This is a genomic window from Lactiplantibacillus herbarum (assembly GCF_001039045.1).
Taxonomy (GTDB): domain Bacteria; phylum Bacillota; class Bacilli; order Lactobacillales; family Lactobacillaceae; genus Lactiplantibacillus; species Lactiplantibacillus herbarum.
Map to the genome: position 1 here is coordinate 23,102 of NZ_LFEE01000005.1, position 24,615 is coordinate 47,716.

21 protein-coding genes and 1 tRNA gene are annotated in these 24,615 nt (G+C 45.4%); 21 read left to right on the forward strand and 1 reads right to left on the reverse strand.

The genetic code is table 11. The features are described 5' to 3' along the window. Positions 1–92: 92 nt before the first annotated feature. The 19 genes from ACG95_RS02020 (at position 93) to accA (ending at position 21,085) form a co-directional block, all read left to right on the forward strand. A complete protein-coding gene (locus tag ACG95_RS02020; protein ID WP_047998898.1) occupies positions 93–2,747 on the forward strand; it encodes a cation-translocating P-type ATPase in 2,655 nt (884 codons plus the stop codon). 55 nt (positions 2,748–2,802) lie between these two features. After that, positions 2,803–3,237: a hypothetical protein gene (locus tag ACG95_RS02025; protein ID WP_047998899.1), complete on the forward strand. Its 435-nt coding sequence runs from the start codon at positions 2,803–2,805 to the stop codon at positions 3,235–3,237. A gap of 191 nt (positions 3,238–3,428) precedes the next feature. After that, entirely contained in the window at positions 3,429–5,609 is a 2,181-nt protein-coding gene (locus tag ACG95_RS02030) for a Tex family protein (protein ID WP_047998900.1), read from the forward strand. Next, the gene (locus ACG95_RS02035; RefSeq protein WP_047998901.1) at positions 5,602–6,048 is read left to right on the forward strand and encodes a SprT family protein; all 447 of its coding nucleotides are present in this window, start codon (positions 5,602–5,604) and stop codon (positions 6,046–6,048) included. Before ACG95_RS02030 ends, ACG95_RS02035 begins: the two co-directional genes overlap by 8 nt. 69 nt (positions 6,049–6,117) lie before the next feature. Then, entirely contained in the window at positions 6,118–7,404 is a 1,287-nt protein-coding gene (locus ACG95_RS02040) for a homoserine dehydrogenase (protein ID WP_047998902.1), read from the forward strand. An 8-nt stretch (positions 7,405–7,412) separates the two neighbouring features. After that, positions 7,413–8,288 (forward strand): homoserine kinase, encoded by an 876-nt coding sequence (thrB, locus tag ACG95_RS02045; protein ID WP_047998903.1) that lies wholly within the window; start codon positions 7,413–7,415, stop codon positions 8,286–8,288. A gap of 54 nt (positions 8,289–8,342) precedes the next feature. Then, a tRNA-Leu gene (locus tag ACG95_RS02050) sits at positions 8,343–8,426 on the forward strand. Between the two features lie 716 nt (positions 8,427–9,142). Beyond that, positions 9,143–10,114: a mannose/fructose/sorbose PTS transporter subunit IIA gene (locus ACG95_RS02055; protein ID WP_047998904.1), complete on the forward strand. Its 972-nt coding sequence runs from the start codon at positions 9,143–9,145 to the stop codon at positions 10,112–10,114. A gap of 31 nt (positions 10,115–10,145) precedes the next feature. After that, complete coding sequence (locus tag ACG95_RS02060) at positions 10,146–10,952, forward strand: PTS mannose/fructose/sorbose transporter subunit IIC (protein ID WP_047998905.1); 807 nt, start codon at positions 10,146–10,148, stop codon at positions 10,950–10,952. Positions 10,953–10,969: 17 nt separating this feature from the next. Beyond that, positions 10,970–11,887 carry a PTS system mannose/fructose/sorbose family transporter subunit IID gene (locus ACG95_RS02065; RefSeq protein ID WP_047998906.1) on the forward strand — a complete coding sequence of 306 codons (918 nt, stop codon included), beginning with the start codon at positions 10,970–10,972 and terminating at the stop codon, positions 11,885–11,887. A gap of 211 nt (positions 11,888–12,098) precedes the next feature. Continuing rightward, a complete protein-coding gene (locus tag ACG95_RS02070; RefSeq protein ID WP_047998907.1) occupies positions 12,099–12,485 on the forward strand; it encodes a DUF956 family protein in 387 nt (128 codons plus the stop codon). A 265-nt stretch (positions 12,486–12,750) separates the two neighbouring features. After that, positions 12,751–15,582, forward strand: coding sequence for a sigma-54-dependent transcriptional regulator (locus ACG95_RS02075; protein ID WP_047998908.1), 2,832 nt, complete (start codon positions 12,751–12,753; stop codon positions 15,580–15,582). A gap of 72 nt (positions 15,583–15,654) precedes the next feature. Further along, positions 15,655–16,074, forward strand: a complete 420-nt coding sequence (locus tag ACG95_RS02080; RefSeq protein WP_047998909.1) for a PTS sugar transporter subunit IIA — start codon at positions 15,655–15,657, stop codon at positions 16,072–16,074. Next, complete coding sequence (locus ACG95_RS02085) at positions 16,071–16,586, forward strand: PTS sugar transporter subunit IIB (protein WP_047998910.1); 516 nt, start codon at positions 16,071–16,073, stop codon at positions 16,584–16,586. The genes ACG95_RS02080 and ACG95_RS02085 overlap by 4 nt, the downstream gene beginning before the upstream one ends. A gap of 230 nt (positions 16,587–16,816) precedes the next feature. Continuing rightward, positions 16,817–17,788 carry a beta-ketoacyl-ACP synthase III gene (locus tag ACG95_RS02090; RefSeq protein ID WP_047998911.1) on the forward strand — a complete coding sequence of 324 codons (972 nt, stop codon included), beginning with the start codon at positions 16,817–16,819 and terminating at the stop codon, positions 17,786–17,788. A 10-nt stretch (positions 17,789–17,798) separates the two neighbouring features. Next, a complete protein-coding gene (locus ACG95_RS02095; protein ID WP_047998912.1) occupies positions 17,799–18,191 on the forward strand; it encodes an acetyl-CoA carboxylase biotin carboxyl carrier protein in 393 nt (130 codons plus the stop codon). Between the two features lie 2 nt (positions 18,192–18,193). Further along, a complete protein-coding gene (locus tag ACG95_RS02100; protein ID WP_047998913.1) occupies positions 18,194–19,516 on the forward strand; it encodes an acetyl-CoA carboxylase biotin carboxylase subunit in 1,323 nt (440 codons plus the stop codon). Continuing rightward, complete coding sequence (locus tag ACG95_RS02105) at positions 19,513–20,319, forward strand: acetyl-CoA carboxylase carboxyltransferase subunit beta (protein ID WP_047998914.1); 807 nt, start codon at positions 19,513–19,515, stop codon at positions 20,317–20,319. Before ACG95_RS02100 ends, ACG95_RS02105 begins: the two co-directional genes overlap by 4 nt. Further along, on the forward strand, positions 20,312–21,085 hold the full coding sequence (gene accA, locus ACG95_RS02110) for a carboxyltransferase subunit alpha (protein ID WP_047998915.1): 774 nt from the start codon (positions 20,312–20,314) through the stop codon (positions 21,083–21,085). The genes ACG95_RS02105 and accA overlap by 8 nt, the downstream gene beginning before the upstream one ends. A 63-nt stretch (positions 21,086–21,148) precedes the next feature. Here accA and ACG95_RS02115 read toward each other — a convergent pair whose 3' ends face one another. Then, on the reverse strand, positions 21,149–22,357 hold the full coding sequence (locus ACG95_RS02115) for an LCP family protein (protein ID WP_047998916.1): 1,209 nt from the start codon (positions 22,355–22,357) through the stop codon (positions 21,149–21,151). 315 nt (positions 22,358–22,672) lie between these two features. Between ACG95_RS02115 and ACG95_RS02120 the strand changes: the two genes are divergently transcribed. After that, positions 22,673–23,635: an AEC family transporter gene (locus ACG95_RS02120; RefSeq protein WP_047998917.1), complete on the forward strand. Its 963-nt coding sequence runs from the start codon at positions 22,673–22,675 to the stop codon at positions 23,633–23,635. Positions 23,636–23,732: 97 nt separating this feature from the next. Beyond that, positions 23,733–24,410: a 2,3-bisphosphoglycerate-dependent phosphoglycerate mutase gene (locus ACG95_RS02125; protein ID WP_047998918.1), complete on the forward strand. Its 678-nt coding sequence runs from the start codon at positions 23,733–23,735 to the stop codon at positions 24,408–24,410. Positions 24,411–24,615 lie beyond the last annotated feature (205 nt).

The following is a 24,615-nucleotide window of genomic DNA, read 5'->3' on the forward strand; positions in this document are numbered from 1 at the left end:
TTCACACAATTTTGCGTGCATACATGGGTCTCATTTTCTATCTCACGGGATAAATAGAAAATGAGAGCCAAATGCCAGAAAAGGAGCTTACTATGAGTAACCAACCAAAGTACCAACAATCTTTACCCGCGATTTATCAGGAATTAGGGACTGATGAACACGGTTTACAAGGAACTGCAGCTGAGGAGCGCTTGGAGCAATATGGCCCCAACGCTTTGAACCAGCAGAAAACCACGTCATTGTTACAGAAATTTATCGCCCAGTTTAAGGACTTCATGATTATCGTCCTACTGGTCGCAGCTTTAATCGCTGCGTTTACCGGTGAAGGTGTCGATGCCATCATCATCTTACTGGTGGTCGTGTTGAATGCAGTCTTCGGGGTCTTCCAAGAATCCAAGGCTGAAGAAGCAATCAACGCACTTAAAGAGATGGCGGCACCGGATGCAACCGTCTTGCGTGATGGTCAACTTCAGACCGTTAAGAGTGACGCGTTAGTTCCAGGGGATATTGTCTCCTTGGAAGCGGGGGATATCGTTCCCGCTGACTTACGCTTGATTGAAAGTGCCTCACTGAAGGTTGAAGAATCAGCCCTGACTGGTGAATCAGTGCCAGTTGAGAAGCAAGCTGAAACGTTAGAAGCCGGCGATTTACCAATTGGGGATCGGATCAACATGGCTTACATGAACAGTAACGTGACGTATGGTCGCGCAACTGGGATCGTTGTTGCTACTGGGATGCAGACTGAAGTTGGTCGGATTGCCGGGATGATCGAAGCAGCTGACGAGACCACCACGCCACTACAAGCGAACTTAACGCAATTAGGGAAGTCATTAACGATTTTAATCTTAGTGATTGCGGCCGTGGTCTTCGGTATCGGGATGCTTCGTGGTCAAGAAAGTCTCATCAATATGTTATTGACGGCAATTTCGTTAGCCGTTGCCGCTATTCCAGAAGGGTTGCCCGCTATCGTAACGATTACGTTAGCTTTAGGAACTCAACGGATGGCCAAACGTCACGCCTTAGTTCGTAAGTTGCCTGCTGTTGAAACGTTAGGTAGTACCGACATTATCGCTTCTGATAAGACCGGGACATTAACTCAGAACAAGATGACCGTTGAAAAACTGGTTGTTAACCAAGAATTGGTAAATGCACGGACGACTGAATTACCAATCGACAGTCGTTTAGCGCAAGTGATGATTTTAAGTAATGACACGAAGATCATGGCAGACGGTTTAGCCGGTGACCCAACCGAAACGGCGTTGATCCAATACAACTTGGATCAGGGCTACCCAGTTAATCAACTGTTAACGGACCGTCCCCGTGTCAACGAAGTACCATTCGATTCGGAACGTAAGTTGATGTCAACGGTTCACCCATTATCAGACGGTAGTTTCTTGGTAGCCGTTAAGGGTGCGCCAGATGAATTACTCAAACGTGTGACCCAGATTGAAACAAACGGCGACGTTCAACCGTTGACCAAGACTAGTCGTGACCAGATCTTAGCAACTAACCATGAGTTAGCTACCCAAGCTTTACGAGTTCTAGCTTTTGCTTATAAGATTATCAACACGGTACCAACGACGGTTAATACCGATACGTTAGAAAACGAATTGGTCTTTGCTGGGATGGTCGGGATGATTGATCCTGAACGGCCAGAAGTTGAACAAGCCGTTGCCGAAGCGAAATCAGCTGGTATTCGTCCATTGATGATTACCGGTGACCACCGTGATACGGCGGAAGCCATTGCGGTTCGTTTAGGAATTATTGAAGCTGGTGATGACGATGCCGTGATTACTGGGGCAGAACTCGACGATATGAGCGATGCTGAATTCGGTAAAAAAGTTGACGATTATTCCGTTTACGCGCGGGTCGCACCAGAACATAAGGTCCGAATCGTGAATGCTTGGCAGAAACGCGGTAAAGTCGTTGCCATGACTGGTGACGGTGTTAACGATGCGCCTGCCCTGAAAGCCGCCGACATTGGTATCGGGATGGGAATCACCGGTACTGAAGTTTCTAAGGGTGCCAGTGACATGGTCTTAGCGGATGATAACTTCGCAACAATCGTGGTTGCTGTTGAAGAAGGGCGTAAAGTTTTCGCCAATATTCAAAAAGCAATCCAGTACTTGTTATCAGCTAACTTGGGTGAAGTCTTGACTCTGTTCGTCATGACGATGCTTGGGTGGCAGATTTTAGCACCCGTCCACATTCTTTGGATCAACCTAGTAACCGATACTTTACCAGCGATTGCGTTAGGTGTCGAACCAACTGAAAAGAACATCATGGAACACAAGCCACGTGGACGTAATTCAAACTTCTTCTCCGGTGGCGTCTTCAGTAGCATTCTCTACCAAGGGATTCTTGAAGGTGGAATCACGTTATTCGTTTACTGGTTAGCGTTAACTTATCCAGTGCACGCAAGCTCAACTGCCATGCACGCGGATGCGTTGACGATGGCTTTTGCAACATTAGGCTTGATTCAGTTATTCCACGCGTTTAACTCGAAGTCGATTCATGAATCACTGTTTAGAGTTGGCTTGTTCCGCAACAAGTTCTTTAACTGGGCAATCTTGATTGCGTTTGTCATGTTAGCTATGACGATTGTTGTGCCTGGCTTAAACGGCATCTTCCACGTGAGTCACTTAGATGCTTACCAATGGGGAATTGTCGTGATTGCGTCCTTATCAATGGTCGTAGTTGTCGAAATTGTTAAGTTCTTCCAACGCCGGCGATTACGTCGAGCGTAAGTGAGTGGTTACTGGTAAAATAGAGGTAACTAATCTAAAGAAAAGAGCTACGTTTATGAAAAAAGCAACGGTTCAAACGTACATGCCAGTGTTATCAAAGGTGATTGAAAGTACTGAAAAGATGGGTGAAGAATTGAACCCAGAATTTGAAAAGCTACGTCAGGCAATTGATAACGACGCGGTGGCTCAAATGGTACCCGCTGAATTCAATGATATTCAAATGGAATTCAGTGATGGGACTGAACAGTATCAACAAAACCTTGCATTATTGAAGAAAGCTGCCGCACCTGCTCGTTTAATCGGTCGACACCGTAACTTGATTGCGGCGTATGAAGCTTACACCAATGCTTGTGCAGCCATGACTAACAGTATCGATATCGAGAAGCAAACGATTGATACAGCGGTCTTTGACCAAGCTGAAAAGGATCAGGAAGCCGAAATGGGCCGGATTTCTAATAATGTGCAACGCATTATGAGTTCAGTCATGTAACATCGGTAAAGATAGGAGGGGGACGTAGCTAAGGCTGCGGCCTCCTTTTAGTATCCTGGATGAATACGCCAAGCAAGTTGGACTTAATGGCAGATGATGAATGAGTTGTTGACCCGTGCCGGTTTACGCGGAAATACAATGCAAAACGCGTATAATATAATGTAACGAGATTAAAAAGATTGGGTGAAATAATGGATAATGAAATTCTAAAGCTAGTTAATCGGACCCTAACTAAGTTTAAGCCGCAACAGATCAAGGCGGTCTTAGGTTTAATGGATGAGGGTAATACGGTGCCATTTATTGCGCGGTACCGTAAAGAACGTACTGGCGAACTGGATGAAGTTGAAATCCGGGAAATCAAAGACAATTATGATCGGTTGGCTAACTTAGAAGGGCGTAAAGCGGATGTCATCAAGCTGATCAATGAACAGCAACAGTTGACACCAGCTCTCAAGCAAGCAATCGAAAAGGCTGAAAAACTACAAGACGTCGAAGACTTGTATCTCCCATATAAGCAAAAACGCCGGACTAAGGCAACGATTGCCAAGGATGCTGGCTTAGAACCACTGGCAGCTTGGTTATTGCGTTTTCCAGCAAGTGGTATTCAAGAACACGCTGCTGAATTTGTGAATGCAGCGGAAGAAGTCCCTGATACGGAAGCGGCTTTGGCTGGTGCACATGAAATCTTAGCCGAAGCTTTTGGCGATAATGCTAGTCTTCGTAACTGGGTGCGTAATGAGACTCGTAACCGTGGGCAGGTCGTTGCGACGGTTAAACCTAAGGGTAAAGCGTTGGATGAACAGGGTGTTTACCAACAATATTATGACTTCAGTAGTCCAATTAAACAGATGGTTCCTTACCGCGTGTTAGCCATGAACCGTGGTGAAAAGGAAAAGGTCCTCAAAGTCAGCATTGAGATTGATAACACTAGTATCGAACGCTACTGTCATTTTCGGTTTGTTGGTCAACATCAGGGACCAGCCGTTGAACTAGTTACGGCGGCCTATCAGGATGCTTACAAACGGTTCATTGGTCCAGCAATTGAACGTGAACTTCGTAACGAATTGAGCGATGCCGCTGACGAACAGGCCATCAATGTGTTCGGTGATAACTTGTATCACTTGTTGATGCAGGCACCCCTAAAAGGGCGGGTCGTACTCGGTTTTGACCCCGCTTATCGAACAGGGTGTAAGTTAGCCGTCATGGATGCTAATGGTAAGTTCCTTGATAAATTAGTGATTTATCCTCACAAGCCAGCGGCAAATGCCAAGCGTGAAGCCGCTGCGGGCGAATTTAAAGCCTTTATTGAAAAGTACCAGGTTGAGATGATTGCGATCGGTAACGGGACGGCCTCACGTGAATCTGAAGAATTTGTCTCACAAGTTCTGAAGACAATCAGCCGTCCAGTCTATTATGTAATCGTCAATGAAGCGGGGGCTTCCGTTTACTCTGCTAGTGACAAGGCCCGTGCGGAATTCCCAGAGTTACACGTTGAACAGCGGAGTGCCATCAGTATCGGTCGTCGTTTACAGGACCCATTGGCTGAATTGATTAAGATCGATCCGAAGTCAGTCGGGGTTGGTCAGTACCAGCACGACGTTCCTCAAAAAGCGTTGACTGCTCAGTTGGATACGGTAATTGAGACGGCCGTTAACCAGGTTGGGGTCAATCTGAATACGGCTAGTTCCGAATTGTTGACGCATATTTCAGGATTGTCGAGTACGATTGCCCAAAACGTGGTGACTTATCGGGACGACAATGGTGAATTCACCAGTCGGCCACAGTTGAAGAAGGTTGCCCGTCTAGGACCTAAAGCGTACGAGCAAGCAGTCGGATTCTTACGGATTATTGATGGCAAGAACGTCTTTGATAATACGGATATTCATCCGGAAAGTTACCCAGCAGCTAAAGCTTTATTAGCAGCGGCTGGATTGAAGACAACCGATGTGGGAACAGCCAAAGCCCAACAGTTAAATCTAGTAGATTTAGCAGCTGTTACGGCTAGTACGGGTGTGGGAACGTTAACGTTGAAGGATGTTATTGAGAGTTTACAAAAACCCGGTCGTGACGTGCGTGACACCATGCCAGCACCATTACTACGACAAGACGTATTGAAGATGAGCGACTTGAAGCCAGGCATGCAACTACAAGGTGCCGTGCGTAACGTCGTCGACTTCGGCGCGTTTGTTGATATTGGTGTCAAACAGGACGGGTTAGTTCACGTTTCTAAGCTATCGAACAAGTTTTTGAAAGATCCACGCCAGGCGGTATCCGTTGGTGATATCGTCACGGTCTGGGTTGAGGAAGTTGACGAACAACGTCACCGGATTGCCCTGACAATGGTTGCGCCAGCTGATCAGTCTAATGACTGATGAACAGTTACAACAAATGGTTGTTGAAATCTCCCAGCGAGATTTTCAACAACCATTTCTACACCAAGCTTACTTTAACGCACGGTTGCGAACGACGGGTGGCCGCTATCAATTGGAATCACACAACATCGACATTAACCCGAAGATGCTGACGGATTTCAATGAAGCCACTCTGCTCGGGGTCATTAAGCATGAACTGTGTCACTATCATCTGCACCTAGCGCACCGGGGTTATCGGCACCGCGATACTGATTTTAAGCGGCTATTGGCCCAAGTAGGTGGTTCACGGTACGCACCGACACCGAAGCAGAAGACGACACAAGCTTATCGCTATCTGTACCAGTGTCAGCGCTGCGGACAACGTTATTATCGTAAGCGCCGCATGGACACGACACGCTATACTTGTGGGCGTTGTCGAGGCCCGATTCGATTGGTGTGAAAAGGTTTGCTAAAGTTCAGGGCTTCCGATAGAATTAGCTTAACTATTTAGAATATGGAGGGATTTACGATGGAAACGATTAAAATTGGAGTGGTTGGACTGGGTACAGTCGGCACCGGTGTTGTTAAGATGCTACAAGCTCACCAAGCGAAAATTTCAGAAATTACTGGCCGTAAACTGGAACTCGCTTGCGTGGTCGTCCACAACTTGAAGAAGCACGAACAAGTTGAATTGGGGGACGTTCAGCTGACCGACCAAATTGAGACGTTGATCGATGATCCGTCCATTCAGATTATGGTCGAAGTAATGGGATCGATTCACCCCGCCAAAGAATATATCACGCGGGCACTACAGGCTGGTAAACACGTGGTAACAGCGAATAAGGATTTGATTGCGCAGTATGGTCGTGAACTCGTTTCGATTGCGCGTGAAAATCATCGCGACCTCTTCTATGAAGCTAGTGTTGCTGGTGGTATTCCAATCTTGCGGACAATCGACAACAGTTTTGCAGCTGACCACATTCAGCGAGTCATGGGAATTGTCAACGGAACGACTAACTACATCATGACGCAGATGCTAACTAAGCAGTGGTCATACGATCAAGCGTTGAGTTCAGCTCAGGACCTTGGTTTTGCCGAGAGTGATCCAACGAATGACGTTGAAGGATTGGACGCGGCATTTAAGATGATCATCCTGACCCAGTTTGCGTTTGGGATGAGCTTGTCACTCGATCATGTTCAAGTACAAGGGATTACGAAGATCAGTCCGGAAGATATCGCCGAAGCTAACCAGCTAGGGTATACGATCAAACTACTCGGGATTGCGGAAGAGATTGATGACCGCATCGCAGTATCAGTCGGGCCCGTCCTCGTTTCTGACCACCACCCATTGGCAACGGTGCAGAATGAAAATAACGCGGTGATGGTTACTGGGACGGCCGTGGGTGATACGATGTTCTACGGTCCGGGTGCTGGTGAACTCCCAACCGCTAACAGTGTGTTGAGTGATATCACGACGGTTGCCAAGAACATTGCACTGAATACCAATGGGAATACTTTCAACTCGTATCGTCAAGAGACTGTTTTGGCAACACCCGAAGATGTGGTTTACCCACACTTCATCGCCTTAAAAATGCGGGACGTACCCGGGATGATGATGAAGCTGACGGCAATCATGACGCGCGCAGAAGTCTCATTCAGTCGGATTATTCAAAACCAGTTAGGCGACGGTAATGCTCGCGTTGTGATTATCACTCATGCAATGAATGATCAACAATTGGCTGATATTACACGTGAGATTGGCGAACAGGATAATATGCAGTTACTTGCTAGTTATAAAGTTTTGAAGAATGCGTAGGTGAGCAAATGTTAACCATTTCAGTACCAGCAACTTCAGCTAATCTCGGTGCCGGGTTTGATTCGATCGGCTTAGCACTCGATATGCAACTGACGCTACAAGTGTTACAACCGAGTGATCATTGGCAGATTGACCATCCGTTTGGCGCAGACGTACCAACAGATGAGCGTAATCTGATTATCAAATCAGCGTTACACTTAGTACCTGATTTGCATCCGCAACATCTGCAGATGGATTCAAAGATTCCACTAGCACGTGGATTAGGGAGTAGTTCGACTGCAATTGTGGCGGGGCTAGTGCTCGCTAACGAACTTACGGGTGCACAACGGACTACTGCTGACTTGTTAGAAGCGGCGACGACGTTGGAAGGTCATCCAGATAACGTGGCACCGGCACTACTTGGTGGCCTGGTTGTGTCGACGTACTTGGATGAACAGGTGCAGGCGGTCAAACTGGCACTACCAACGTTGTTTGCAAGTGTTTATGTGCCAAACGAAGAGCTATTAACTTCGGCAAGTCGGGCAGCGTTGCCGAAAGACTTGCCATTCAAGCAGGCGATTGCGGGTAGCAGCGTGGGTAATACGTTAGTGGCGGCCTTAGCGACTCAAAACTGGGAAGTTGCGTTTCCGTTATTGGAGCAAGATCAATTTCACGAACAGTATCGCGCGGACTTAGTGCCTGCGTTGGCGCATGTACGACAGATTGCTCATGAGTTGGGAATTACTGGCACTTATCTGAGTGGGGCCGGTCCAACAGTTATTACGCTGGGCGACTATGGTCAGTTGGCAACCTTGCAGCAACATTTAGCTGCGGATGCGACATTAACCGGGCAGTTATTCTTGTTACCGATGGATGCAACGGGTGTTAAAGTACAAAAAGCATAAAAGAAGCTTGTCAGACTCACAAAAATTTGTTAAAATAATTTTTGTGAGTTATTTGCGGCCATGGCGGAATTGGCAGACGCGCAAGATTAAGGATCTTGTCGGGGCAACTCGGTGGAAGTTCGAATCTTCTTGGCCGCACTAATGAATCAGGAACCGGTATTGAGACGTGTAAACGTTGAGATGCCGGTTTTTTGTTGTGGATTATTAGTGTGAACGGTTGTAATCGCATCTGTTTTGGACAAAAGCGATACTGATTTTGAAACCGTCCTTGCAATAGTTGGATTACTAACTTTGACGGATTTTTGGGTTTAATCACACGGTTCCCCGTATTATAATGAATCTATTGAGTTAAGCGCTTTCTTGAATGGTGTAAAAATGCTATGTCTCAGCTATTAAATGTATCATTGTAAGTAGCTAGAACTTCTATCCGAGGAACTAGTAGCATTCGGTTAAGGAAGCACTATTAATATAGTAGATTTAATTATCTTTACTCAATGGAAGAAAGTGATTCTTTAAATCAGACTAAGCAACTAGCAAGAAACCTGTCTTTTGACGGATTATGAATTCGCTAACAACTTAATAAAAGTCTAGCGATTTGTAAGTTTGTATTAAAAAATACGCTAATTAATACACAAAACAATGAATTTAATACTGTATTATAGATAGTGTATTGGAATAGACCGCTTTAAACCGGTATTTTAGTTTTAGTGTATTTTGGCACGGAAGTTGCATATATATTAGTGAGTGCGAAAAAGATTGCGCTTACAGTGTTAAAAACATAAATAGTTACAGGCAATTTAGATATTATTTATTCGTTTTATATGACTGTAACGAAAAAAATAGGAGGTACAAAGATGGTAAGCATTATTATTGCTAGTCATGGCGAATTTGCTAAAGGCATTCATCAATCAGGTTCAATGATTTTCGGCGAACAAGAAAACGTTCAAGCCGTTACGTTGATGCCTAGCGAAGGTCCTGACGACATCAAGGCTAAGTTAGAAAAAGCCATTGCTTCGTTTGACGATCAAGAACAAGTCTTGTTCTTAGTCGATCTTTGGGGCGGTACACCATTCAATCAAGTCAACGGCTTGTTTGAAGCACACAAGGACACATGGGCAATTGTTTCAGGTTTGAACTTGCCAATGTTGATTGAAGCATATGCTTCACGTCTTTCGATGGAGTCAGCACACGAAATTGCGACTCACATCATCGAAACTGCTAAGGATGGGGTTAAGGTTCGTCCTGAAGCCCTTGAACCTAAGGAAGAAAAGACTGCAGCAGTTGCTACTAATGCTAACGCAGGTCGTCCAGGGAGCCTTGAATATGGGTTAGCTCGGATTGATTCACGTTTATTGCATGGTCAAGTTGCCACTGCCTGGAGTAAGACAATCAACCCAACTCGGATTATTGTTGCTTCTGACAACGTTGCAAAGGATGACTTACGGACCAACATGATCAAGCAAGCTTCACCTGCTGGTATTCATGCCCACGTTATTCCAATCGATCAAATGATCAAGATTGCTAAAGATGATAAGCACTTTGGTGGTCAAAAAGCCTTGATCTTATTCGAAACACCACAAGATGCCTTACGTGCAATCGAAGGTGGCGTTCCAATTAAGACCTTGAACATCGGTTCAATGGCTCATTCAGCTGGTAAAGTTCAACCAAACAAAGTTTTGGCCTTTGACCAAGATGACATTGATACTTACAAGAAGTTGGAACAAGATGGCATCGAATTCGATGTTCGTAAAGTTCCTTCAGATGGTAAGGACAATATGAATAACATCTTGAAAAAAGCTCAAAACATGTTAAATGAACAAAAGTAATCACTATCAGAAGAAAATGGAGGATTAAATCATGAATTTGAACGCAATTCAAATGATTTTAGTCGTAATTGTAGCATTTTTGGCTGGTATGGAAGGTATCTTAGATGAATTCCATTTCCACCAACCAGTTGTTGCATGTACGCTGATCGGTTTAGTTACTGGTCAATTAGTACCATGTATTATTTTAGGTGGTAGCCTACAAATGATCGCCTTAGGTTGGTCAAACGTTGGTGCCGCAGTTGCTCCTGATGCTGCTTTAGCCGCTATTGCATCCGCAATTATTTTGGTTCTTGGTGGCCAAGGCCGTGCCGGAGTTTCATCCGCCATTGCTATTGCCGTACCTTTAGCCGTTGCTGGTTTATTACTTACCATCATTGCTCGTACGTTAGCAACTTTGATTGCTCACGTTATGGACCGTGCTGCTGAAGAAGGTAGTTTTGCTAAGATTGATTTATGGCAAATTATCGCCATCTGTATGCAAGGTTTACGTATTGCCATCCCAGCTGCATTGATCTTAGCTGTTGGTGCTGCGCCAGTACGTTCAATGCTTAACGCAATGCCTGCTTGGTTAACTGATGGTTTATCAATCGGTGGTGGTATGGTTGTTGCCGTTGGTTATGCAATGGTTATCAACATGATGGCTTCACGCGAAATGTGGCCATTCTTCGCTCTTGGTTTCGTTTTAGCTGCTGTTAGCGAAATCACACTTATCGGACTTGGTGCTATTGGTGTTGCCATGGCTCTTATCTACTTGAACCTTTCTAAGATGGGCGGTTCTGGTAACGGTGGTGGTTCCAATACTGGTGACCCTGTCGGCGATATCATCGATAAATACTAACGAAGGAGGTAAAGACAATGGCTGATAATAAAGTACAATTAACTAAAAATGATCGTATTAAAGTTTGGGTTCGTTCTAACTTCCTTCAAGGTTCATGGAACTACGAACGTATGCAAAATGGTGGCTGGGCATTTACGTTAATCCCAGTTTTGAAGAAGTTATACACAACTAAAGAAGACCGTGCCGCTGCTTTGAAGCGTCACTTGGAATTCTTTAATACCCACCCATACGTCGCTTCACCAATCCTTGGTGTTACGATGGCACTTGAAGAAGAACGCGCTAATGGTGCTCCCATTGATGACGTTACGATTCAAGGGGTTAAGGTTGGTATGATGGGTCCTTTGGCTGGTGTTGGTGATCCCGTATTCTGGTTCACTTTGAAACCAATCATTGGTGCCTTAGCCGCTTCATTAGCTTTAAGTGGTAGTATCATGGGACCAATTCTTTACTTCGTTGTATGGAATGCAATTCGTTTAGGTTTCATGTGGTACACTCAAGAATTCGGGTACAAAGCCGGTTCTAAGATTACTGAAGATTTATCAGGTGGTATTTTACAAGACATTACCAAGGGTGCTTCTATCTTAGGGATGTTCATCTTACCTGCCTTGATTGAACGTTGGGTTACGGTTGACTTCAGCCCCGTTAAAGTTTCGACCATCAAGCAAGCCTCAGGTGCTTACATTGATTGGGACAAATTACCAAAGGGTGCTGCTGGTGTCAAAGAAGCCTTGGTTCAACAAAAAGCTGGTCTTTCATTAGACAAGTACAAGGTTACGACTTTACAAGATAACTTAAATCAATTAATTCCTGGTTTAGCTGCTTTAATCATTACATTCTTATGTATGTGGTTATTAAAGAAGAAAGTTTCACCAATCATCATTATCTTCGGTCTTTTCGCCTTTGGTGTTATCATGCACGTTCTTGGTGTTATGTAAAAAGCAATTTATATATTGTTGAAACTGCAATCTGAATCATCAGATCGTAGTGAGACTCGTTGATAAACTTAGATGGACTCTTCGGGGTCCATCTATTTTTTATTCAGGGTGATAACAGGGTAGGTCTACTAATTGCGCTAGTTTTGCGTAAACACAACAAACACCGTATAATTAAATTGGGAATAATTTGAGAAGGAATGGAGTAATTTAAATGGTCGAATCACTTAATACCAAAGTAGAATTAGTAATTAAAGGAAACTCACATCTAGGCATGACTGATTACGGTCAAATCATGATTGGCGATAGAGGGTTTGAATTTTATGATGAGCGTAATGCACGTAACTATATTCAGATTCCTTGGGTCGAAGTTGAAAGTGTTGTTGTTTCAGTCATGTTTAAAGGTCGCTGGATTCCACGGTATGCACTGAAAACCAAGAAAAATGGCATGTATTCTTTCTCATCTAAGGATCCTAAACGGGTGTTACGAGTGGTCAGACAGCATGTTAAGCCAGAAAAAATCGTGCGGTCACTTACCTTCTTTGATGTTGTTAAACGAGCATTAAAAGGCAAGAATCGTGATAATTATTTAAAGAAATAAGCTAAAAGGAGCTGTGATATAAGTCATAGCTCCTTTTTTGTACCTAACAGTAATAGCTGGAACGTGATCAAAAGACAAAAACTTTCGCTTAGCTACGGAAGCTAACTGGCCTTTGTCACACTCCTTTGTGGGCGTCATAAAAGCCCAGCTGGTTGATACAGAGAATACGAGTAGGGGTTCAATACACGATGTGGTAAACTATAGAGTATCACAGTGTATTAATTCACTTTAACAGAATCGTTGAACGACTAAAGGAGTGGCCAGGTTGACCAGAAAATCTAAGATTTTTGAATATGTTTGTCAGCATAGTGACGCTGAAGGGATGACTACTACCATGGTAGCGAGCGCCCTGACCGTTGCACGTTCTAATGTCAGTAAGGAACTAAATACATTGGTACGGGAAGGCCAACTACTGAAGTTGAGTGGACGCCCCGTCCACTATGCGCCAGTGACAGGGGAGCATCAACAAGCAGCATCTGCACAGAACGCTACGCCTGCTCATAGCGTTACACCAACTGCTAATACGATGGCACCTGGCATCAATGACATTTTTAATAACATGATTGGTGCTCGTGAAAGCCTGTCTAATCAAGTAGAACAGGCCAAAGCAGCCACGCTGTATCCGCCTCGTGGACTTAATACGTTGATTATCGGTCCTACTGGTTCTGGGAAAACCTATTTTGCAAACGCCATGTATCGTTTTGCTGAAAGTCAGCAAGTATTGACTGATCCTCAGGGGTTAATCACGTTTAACTGTGCGGACTACGCGCATAATCCAGAGTTGCTGATGTCACATCTATTTGGCTACGTTAAGGGATCATTTACAGGGGCTAATGAGGATAAAGATGGCTTGATTCAGGAAGCTGATGGCGGCATGCTCTTCCTCGATGAAGTGCACCGTTTGCCACCTGAGGGTCAGGAAATGATCTTCTACTTCATGGATCATGGGACATACTCACGATTAGGTGAAACGTCCAAGAACCACCATGCAAACGTGCGCCTAGTCTGTGCCACGACTGAAGATCCTGAGAGTACGTTGTTACAAACCTTCGTACGTCGGATTCCGATTACGATTCAACTGCCAGCCTTTAACAACCGTTCAGCTAAGGAACGCCTAGAACTTTTGAAAGCGCTGTTGTCCTTAGAAGCTAATCGAATCAACAAACAGATTCGGTTAACGGAAGACGTTGTGCAAGCGCTATTGGGCTCAGTCACATTTGGTAACGTCGGCCAGTTGAAGTCGAATATTCAGTTGGTTTGTGCGCAAGGATTTGTTAATAGCATTGAAAATGACAGTGAAATCACCATTACGATGGATGATTTGCCACAAAATATTCGTAATGGTTTGATGACGGTTGCCTCTAATCGCCACGAATTGGGTGCAATCTCGGAATTGTTAGACCCAGTGCTGATTGTGAAGCCGAATGACGGCCCCATGCCTTTACGTAATAAGAACGATAATTATGAATTGCCTTATAACTTATATGAAATTATTGGTGACAAGGCGGGATTGCTACGGCGTGAAGGACTCGATAAGGAACACATTAATCGGTTTATTACGACGGATATCAATCTTCATTTGAAGTCCTTCTACAAACAGAACCAGCTAGCAGTTTCTCCAGAGGATAAACTGGCGGAAATCGTTGATCAAGATGTGATTGATTTTACTAAAACGTCACAGATGACGATTCAAGAGATGCTGGGCTATAACTTCAAGGATAATTTTATCTACGCGGTTAGCTTGCACATCAGTTCGTTCATCAAACGAATTCAGGCCGGTAAACCGATGCGGCAGATGAGTTCGGATATGCTCGCAATGGTTAAGGAGTATCCAGCGGAAATCAAAGCAGCCGAAGTTTTGAAACGTGGCCTTGAAGAACGCTATAATTTGCCGATTCCTCAATCCGAGGTCTATTACTTAGCCATCCTGTTGATTTCGCTAAAATCAATGCAGCTCAACGGTAAAGTTGGGGTATTGGTTGCTGCGCACGGTATGAGTACTGCGTCGTCAATGGCCCAAGTGGTGGGGCAATTGTTAGATGACTACGATGTCCAAGCGTTTGATATGCCACTTGATATGGATCCCAGCGTCGCCTATCAGCATATTAAACAAAAAGCGGAAGAACTTGATTCAGGTAAAGGGATTCTACTACTAGTTGATATGGGCTCATTGGCAACGTTTGGTGATCGTATCCAGGAAGAAACTGGGATTGCGATGCGGACGATTGATATGGTCACCACTCCGGTTGTCCTCGAAGCAGTGCGTAAAGCTAGCTTAGTCGACAACGATTTGGAGTCCATGTACCAAGAACTAGTTGGATTTAAAGGCTATTCACGAATCTCGCGGAATTTGCCAACTGAGAGTCAAGAAACACCGGTCAAACCGGCTGCAGCAGATGACAGTACTGATCAACGTGCCATTATTGCCATTTGCGCGACCGGTGTGGGTACTGCTGAACGGATTAAGACGATTCTGGATAGTTTGTTAGCACAGAACTTTATTGAGGGAATCACCGTTTTTCCAATCTCAGTTGTTGAGATGGCGGCGCGCCTCAAACAAATCAGTCAAAACTATCAAATTATCGCGGCTACGGGGATCACTCAACCTGACCTCGATGTGCCGTTTATATCACTTGAAGAGTTGCTTCAAGGTGGCGGTGAAAAATTTATTGATCAGTTAGCGACTGGTATGAATTCACCTCAGAGTAAGGTGGAAGAAAGTCAGCAATTGACACCAGAACTATGCGAACGCTACCTTGGAGATTACTTCACGTTCCTGAATCCGCGCAAGTTAACGGGGATTCTGTGGCAGTATAGCGAATTGATCGCCGAACACCTAGTTGGTTCGATGACGAATGCGTTTCGAATCGATCTAATTATGCATCTTGCTGGCGCCCTCGAACGAACAGCGATTAAGGACGATATTTCAGCGCCAAGCGAAGAAATGCCCGATATTGTCAGCTCAAAGTGGTATCCGGTGGTGCAAGCTGCCAATCAGCAATTAACGGCACAGTTACAGTTGACGTTCTCAGCAGCGGAGAATTATTACATTGTCCAGTTACTTGAAACGCACCAGGCCCAAGTAGTGGTCAGTTAATTAATACACTAATTTGGCATGCTTCTTGCATGTATCTTAATGAATACTGAATGGTCGAGGAGGGAATATTAGATGCTAGCATTTATCGTTGTCAGTCACGGTAGTTTTGCACAAGGGGTAGTTGATTCATCCTACATGATTTTTGGTCGCCAGAATAAGGTTCAGACGGTCACCTTCCAGTTGGATGAGGAGCCAGAAGATTTAACCGCCAAGTTATCAGCGGCTGTCTCTCAGTTTGACGCTGATGATCAAGTCTTGTTTTTAGTTGATCTATGGGGTGGAACACCGTTTAATGCGGCTAGTCGGATCGTCGCTGAACACACTGAACGGATGGGCCTGATTACGGGCTTAAACTTACCGATGTTAATCGAAGCCTACACGGTACGTGATAAACCATTGGATGAAGTCATCGCACACCTCGAGGAAACGGGTAAAATCGGAATCAAACACTTGGAATTGCTCCAAGATGGTGAGGAAGATGACGCCCTATGACGATGGATATTCGGTTAGCCCGGATTGATAGTCGCCTACTGCACGGGCAAGTTGCAACGGTGTGGACTAAAAGTGTGAGTCCTAACCGCATCTTGGTCGTCTCCGATAAGGTCGCTCAGGATAGTCTGCGCAAATTGTTGATCGTTCAGGCAGCGCCACCGGGTGTCAAAGCGAACGTTATTACGGTTGATAAGATGATTGAAATCTACCATAGTCCGTTATTTGATGAAGTACGGCCTCTAATTCTGACAGATACGCCACAGAACATGGCGCGTCTGGTTGCCGGGGGACTAGATTTTAGTGCGACGGGAATCGACATTGGTAGCTTGGCATTCTCAGCTGGCATGGTCATGGTGACTAATGCGATTGCAGTTGGCGAGAATGAGGCGGCGGCACTGTATGATTTACAAGCAGCCGGGCTAAAGGTGTTTGCACAAAAAGTACCGACTGATAAAAAAGTCGATATTATGGCGTTATTGGTTAAGAATGGTTTCACAGCTTTAGGTGAATAAAAGTTTAAAGTGACTCATAGGATAACGAAAAGGCTATTTCAGACTGTTAGATGTCTGAAGTAGTTTTTTTAATCGCTGCAATTAAATTGATAAGTGCTATTTTGACTAGATTTTAAATTCAGATGGCACGGTTTCTAAGGTTTTGACAAAAAAAGGCCGTGAAACTTTGACCAGAGCACTTTTATTGATAAAATTAGACTTATGAAACAGAAAGTAGCGGGGGTCTGAAAATGCCAACTTATACAAAAATGACCGCGATGGGGCAGTACGTGCCTGCGCGGGTAGTTACGAATGATGAATTAGCAGCTATTATGGATACGAATGACGAGTGGATTCAAGCCCATACTGGTATCAAAACGCGTCACTTTGCCATGAATGGTGAAAATACATCTGATCTTGCAACGCAGGTCGCCCAACAACTTTTAGATAAGAGTGGTGTGGCAGCTAGCGCAATTGACCTGATCATTGTGAGCACGATCACGCCGGATGCGTTAACCCCAGCAACTGCATGTCTGGTACAAGCTAACATTGGTGCAACGAATGCGTTTGCCTTTGACCTCAGTGCGGCCTGTGCGGGCTTCACCTTTGGACTTGCTACGGCGGATAAATTTATTCGTAGTGGTCAGTATCAAAATGTCATGGTGATCAGTGCGGAAGTTAATTCAAAAATGATGGATTTTCAGGACCGGACCGCAGCTGTCTTTTTTGGTGACGGTGCTGGTGGCGCGCTCCTCCAAGCAACGACTGATCCGCAAGAGAACAGTATCATCGCAGAAAAACTGCAAACGCAAGGCAACGCAACGGTGATTCATTCAGGCCGTGTTCAACCGATTACTAAAATCGCAGCTGACAATTACCCACAGACGGATGCCTTCTATCAAGCTGGGCGTGACGTTTTCCAATTTGCAACGACGGTGGTACCGAAGCAGATGCAAAGTGTAATTGCTAGTGCGGACCTGCAGCCAGCAGACTTACAGTATGTGATCTGTCACCAAGCTAACTTGCGGATTATTGAACAGATCGCGGTGGCGTTAGAGTTGCCAATCGCGAAATTCCCACATAACGTAGAAAAATTCGGGAATACGTCTTCAGCTGGAGTTGCGATGGCATTGGCCGAAGTGTTCGATACCTTGGATGGCACGACCTTATTAACCGCTTTTGGCGGTGGGTTAGCCTATGGTTCAGTTCTGATCAAGAAGTAGGGGTGTAGAGATGGAATTAAGCGATTTAGACCGATTAGTAGAGAAGTATGCACGGCAGGGCTACCAGCAGATTCGGGTCAAAGCTGGTGACTTAGAGATTGAAGTGACTAAACCGAGTGGTAATGAAGCAGCGCGTCCAGTGGCAACTGCTGATCAAGTGTCAGCAACGGATGAGAATACGGAAACAATCACTAGTCCCATGGTCGGTGTCGTTCATTTGGCGCAGGGCTTAGAAGCTGGTCAGACGGTCACCAAGGGACAAGAATTGGGTCAAATCGAGAGTATGAAACTCTTTAACCCATTGACGAGCCCCATGGATGGGACGTTAGCAACTGTTTTGGTGGCGGACAACGCGACCGTTGAATATGAACAACCGTTATTTGAAATGCGAAGGGATCGGTAGGTATGTTTCGCAAGCTGTTAATCGCGAATCGCGGCGAAATTGCCGTGCGGATTATTAGGGCCTGTCAACAATTGAATATTAAAACGGTAGCGGTCTGCTCAACGGCTGATCGTGGTGCTTGGTATACTGAGCTTGCCGATGAGGTTGTCTGCATTGGCCCGGCTGCAACTAGTGGCTCGTATTTAAATGCTGAGGCGATTTTAATGGCAGCGATTAATACCCACGCAGATGCGATTCATCCCGGTTACGGTTTTTTAGCTGAAAATGCTGATTTTGCGGCAATGTGTGCCGAATGTGGAATCACGTGGATTGGTCCACGGGCAGACCAAATCAAACTGATGGGTGATAAGTCGCAAGCTAAGGTTTTTGCGCGCCAACAAGGTGTACCTGTATTGAGTGGTCAATCCATACAAGGGATGGCCTGGCCACAAATTAAGCAGGCTGCAGGCCAAGTTGGTTTTCCGTTAGTTTTGAAGGCCAGTTATGGTGGTGGCGGTAAAGGGATTCGAGTGATTCAAGATGCTCATGAACTTCACCAGCAATTGCGAGTCGCCCAGCAGGAAGCTGCAGCGTCTTTTCTGAATGACGCGATGTATTTAGAGCACTATCTAACCCGAGCTCGGCACATCGAGGTTCAAGTGTTAGGGACGGGCGAGCAGTTGTTTATTCTTGGCGATCGTGACTGTAGTTTGCAGTTACACAAGCAGAAGGTACTGGAGGAAAGTCCTGCCAGTATTCTCACGCCAGCACAGCGCCAGAATCTCTACGACTTATCGCGCCAGCTTTTGGCGACGACTAATTATCAGAGTCTGGGAACGATTGAATACTTATTTTCGGATGGGCACTTTTATTTCATGGAAATGAATACGCGTTTGCAAGTCGAACACGGGGTCACTGAGTTGACGACCGGAATTGATATTGTAGCGGCGCAGATCAAACAAGCTGCGGGTGTGACGATTGATTTTGATGAGCAAATAGGTTTGAACCCGAAGTGCACGGCAATTGAAGCACGACTTACGGCAACCTTACCCGTTAAACAAACACTGATCAAGGAACTAACGTGGCCGGCTGACGTGCGTGTTGATACGGGCTATCGGCAGGGCGATCAACTGATGACTATGTATGATGGTCTGATTGCCAAATTAATGGTGACGGGAACTGATCGTCAGCAGGCTGTTCAAAATTTGCAGGCTGCCTTGGAGCAGGTTCAAATCGTTGGACCAGCGACTAATTTAGCCTTTTTACGTCAAACAGTTATGCGCGCAGATTATGTTCAAGATCAGTATTCGATTCATAGCTTAGCTCGTTGGGAGGTGCACGAATGAGTCATTATCCAAGTACGGGGACGTGGCAAACATGTCCGGCGTGTGGACGACACGTGCATCAACGGCAGTGGGGCACTTACCACCAGTGTCCATTTTGTCATTATTGGCAACGATTAACGGCAATGCAGCGCATCAGTCAATTAGTAGATGAATCGTCATTTACACCACTGGCGATGCCTGAGCAATCTGTTGATCAGTTGGATTTTCCAGACTATCCGGCTAAATTGGCACGGGCTCAGCAGCAGACAGGGCTGACTGAGGCCATTGTTACTGGGACGGCCATGATTGAAGCACAGCCGTGCATCTTGGCTGTAATGGATAGCCATTTTATGATGGGGACGTTGAATACGGCCGTGACGCGACGCTTGATTCATGCTAGTGAGCAGGCACGTGAGCAACAATTACCCCTGATTGTCGTCACTGCCTCGGGTGGTGCACGGATGCAAGAAGGAATTTATGCCTTGGTCGGAATGAACCTGATCTTGGCGGAGTTTGCACGGTTAGCAACGGCGCAGCTGCCACTGATTACCGTCTTAACGGATCCGACGATGGGTGGCGTTTCTGCCAGTTTTGCTTTCAAAGGGGACGTGGTCGTAGCTGAAGCCGGCGCTAAAATTGGTTTTGCTGGTGCGCGGGTCATCCAACAGACGATGCCGGTACAGTTACCAGCTGATTTTCAGTCAGCAGCCAGTCTGCTAGCTAACGGAATGTTAGATGATGTGATAGAGAGGCCACAACTACGGTCTTATCTAGCCCGGGTATTAGCGAGCTACGGGATTCAAGGAGGCCATCAACATGGATGAACGACTAAAACGCCTCCGGGCTGCGGATCGTATCAGTGCGCCAACGATCATCAAGGCCTTATTGCCAGCAATGGTGCGTCAACGTGGTGATCGACTATTGGGACAGGATGACGCTTTAACAGCCGGATTTGGACAGACAGCGACTGGATTACGAATTGCTGTACTGGGCGTTGATCGGGGAACTGACATTGCAAGCCGCCGCCAGAAGAATGGTGGTGCGCTGACAGTGCCAGGTTACCGGACAGCGTTACGAGTGGTTGCCCACGCAGAAAAATTTCAAATGCCAGTAGTTAGTCTGATCAATATGCCGGGGGCAGATGCTAGTCCGCAGTCGGAACGCTATGGTCAGAGTCAAGCCATAGCGGATTTGATTGCCGCTACCGGTCAGTTAACGGTCCCCAACCTCGTTGTTTTCTTGGGTGAGGGCCATAGTGGTGGTGCGTTGGCGTTTGCGAATGCCAATCGAATCGTGATGCTAGACGACAGTTTATTCAACGTAGCGTCACCGGAAGCGGTCACGGCAATCCTGCACGGTCAACAGACCATCAGTGAGGCCATTGATCTGTTACCGATGACAGCTGAAGTCCTGCAACAGCGGGGGTTAGTTGATCAGGTGATTGAACACGATGACGCTGATTTGATTCAGCTGATTATTCAATCCATCAACCAACAATTAGAATCGGTATTAACTCTCAGTGCAGTTGAAGTCGTTGCACAGCGGGAAGCTAAGTTCCAACAATTCCTGGCAACGTGGCCAGTTAATTAAAATAGCTAGTAAAAAAAGGCGACCACAATGGGGTCGCCTTTTTTACTAGCTATTGATGACTTATTAATACTGATTAGTTTGTGTGGTCGTTGTATCCTGTGTAGTACTGGTGCCATAGGTCGTCGTACCTGTACCGTCAGTTGTTGTACCATCAGTGGTCGTTCCGTCCGTAGTAGTGGTTGTGGAACTACTACTTGAACTTGATGAACTACTGCTGCTAGTGGTGATTGACGCCGTTTCAGTGAAATCAGATTCTGACAGGCTACTGATTGATAAACCGAGTGCTTGGCGAATCCGCTTCGATGCTTTGTAACGTTCTGATGATGAGGCAACTTGATAAGAAAGGCCATCAATCGTCGAATCAGTCCCTTGAAGGGTATAAGTCTTCGCATGATGAGAAGCGTTCTTATACTTAGTATCGAGGGCGACCATGTCGTTCCAAGTTAAGTCGGTACGCATGTTATTTGAAAGTTGTTTCGTAATCTTTTCGATATTAGCAATTGAGCCTAGTGAGTTAGATTGACTAACCATCGCCATAATTAATTGACGTTGACGTTTTTGGCGACCGTAGTCACCCAATGGATCATCGTAACGCATCCGTGAATAATCTAAAGCGGCAGCGCCTTTAAGCTTGATCTTAACGCCCTTCTTAACGTTGGCGTTACCATACTTAAAGGTCATTGTTGGCGTGATTGTAACACCACCCATGGCGTTGATGATCTGTTTAAGACCACCCATGTTAATCAATGCGTAGAAATCAATTGGAAAATCTAATAATTTTTCGACTGATTTAACGGCACCGCTTGCGCCACCAATAGTGTAAGCCGCGTTGATTTTCTCAGACTGACCGTCGATCAAGACTTGAGTATCCCGAGGAATACTAGTTAAAGTCATGGTTTCCTTCTTCGGATTAATGGTAGCGACAATCATGGTATCGGTGCGGGCAGAAAAGTTTGTACTTTGACTTCGGCCTAATGCACCGGTATCCGTTCCTAAGAGTAAGATTGAGAATGGCTTACCACTCTTGAGGACCGCGTCCACGTTTCGGGACTTTTTCGAACCAGTCGATTGGTAAGTCGAGTTCATAGTATTCTTAGCGGCGTTCCACGTTTTGACGCCCCACCAAGTACCACCGATAATCACTAAGAGTAATGCGATTAAGATGGTAATTAGCCAAGGACGCTTTTTACGTGGTTTCAAATGGGAGCGCTGCTGTTCTCGATAACGGCGTTGGCGTGGTCCCATTGGATAATCGTTATTATTTTCTGGCATATTCGTTCCTCATCATTTTGAATTTTCCCCAATACTAATTCTAAGACGTTTAGCAAACTTTTGGTTCTAAAAATCATTAACTTAAAAGGATTTTAATAATCAAAATCGGTTTAAGCCTGTTACGATAACACAATTATAGAACACTATAAGTAATATTGTGGTCAACGTCAAACGTTTTCAACTAGAAGTTGGCAACAGCTAGCCTAAAATAGTGGTATACTTGATTGATTCTCATTGAATTCTTATTTTACATAGATAGCTAGTGGCCAGTAGCGTTTATGCTAACCACTGGCTTTTAAAGGAAGTGTCATTGGTGTGTCAGTTTTAACAACGTTTGTCCATAGTATTCAGGGTGTCATGACGATTATCGTGATGATCGCAATTGGCTATTTATTAGCACGGTGGGGTTGGTTCAATGAAAGCAGTACTAAACTGATTGCTCGTTTAGTGACGCAGATTGCTTTGCCTGCCTATATGATTGCCACGATTACCAAGCAATTTACGGCGGACAAATTATTGGCGACTTTACCAGGATTGCGGTTTCCGGTTTTAAATATGGCCATTTTATTTGGGGTGTCATTCGGTGTGATGCGTGCACTGAACATTAAAAAGGGGCATCGGGGATTGTTTTCTTCAATGTTTCTGAACTCGAATACGGTCTTCATCGGGTTACCAGTCAACCAAGCGTTATTCGGAAATAGTGCTTTGCCATACGTCTTGGTCTATTACATGGCGAATACCACGATTTTTTGGACGCTGGGTGTTTACCTGATTCAACGTGATGGGACTGGGGCTGCTCAGTTTGATTTGAAGCAGACGTTAAAAAAGATTTTTTCGCCACCATTATTAGGCTTTATGATCGGTGTTCTATTAGTATTAGGAAAAGTTTCGCTACCAAATTTTTTGATGGACGATTTCTCCTACGTGGGTGGGCTGACGGTGCCGTTATCAATGATCTTTATTGGAATCTCGATGGCTAACGCCGGTCTGAGCAGTATGCGTTTTGATCGTGACAGTATCGGTATTTTACTCGGACGGTTTATTTTCGCCCCGGTACTCATGACATTAATGCTGATTCCAATGTCCATTCCACTTGAGATGAAGCAAGTATTTATTTTACAATCAGCGATGCCGGTAATGACTAATGCGCCAGTGGTAGCTAAACTTTATGGGGCGGATGCGGACTATGCGGCGGTAATGGTGACTGAAACGACGCTGTTGAGTCTGATTGTGATTCCTATCCTGATGGTCGTAGTGCAGTCGAATCTGATTCGTTAGTTAGTCACAGATAGTGGTGATTTGCTCAAGGATGACTTTGAAAAATGCCGTAAATCGATTATGATAAGAGTAACGAAGATGGCAGGTGGAGAAGAGAATGACAGAACTGGTATTGGTTCGGCATGGTGAGAGCACGGCGAATCGCGATAATACGTATACAGGGTGGAGTGACGTGCCGTTAACGTCAGTTGGATTGGCGCAAGCACACCATGCAGGGCAACGATTGCGGGAGACCGGACTCCAATTTGGGGCCGTGCACACCTCAGTGTTGAAGCGTGCCATCGTGACGGCGAATGTCATGTTAGCTGAAATCGATCAGCTGTGGTTGCCAGAATATAAGACGTGGCGGTTGAATGAACGGCATTACGGCGCTTTACGCGGTCAAAATAAAGAGGTGACGCGGGAACAGTATGGTAAATCCCAAGTCCAACAGTGGCGACGTAGCTTTTACACGGTGCCCCCGTTGTTAGAACCAAGTGAACTAGGTCATGATCGACGTTATACCAAGTATGATGCAACGATTGAACCGCGGGCGGAGAGTCTTAAAATGGCCTATGACCGAATCATGCCTTATTGGACTGATATGATTGCACCGCGTTTATTAGCGGGTGAAAATCAGTTGGTTGTGGCGCATGGGAGCACGTTGCGAGCCTTGATCAAATATTTGGAACAGATTAGCGACACGGGCATTGACGGTGTAGAGGTGGCCAACGGGGTGCCGATTTGCTATCACTTGGATCAGCATTTGCGGGTGACGGGTAAGGATGAATTTTGAAAGAGTGCAAGGTAAGGCGGTTAGGGACTGAGCATAGCCTAGCAAGCCTAATGATTGTGCATTTTCAATCGTTAGGTTTGCGTAGCTAAGCGGAAGTCCCTGCCTTAGCTTGCACGTTTCGACTATTAATGTGAAATCAGCGATTATTCTGTTTATGGGAATGGTCGCTGATTTTTAGCTAAGCGGAGGTCTCTGCCTGCTGGTG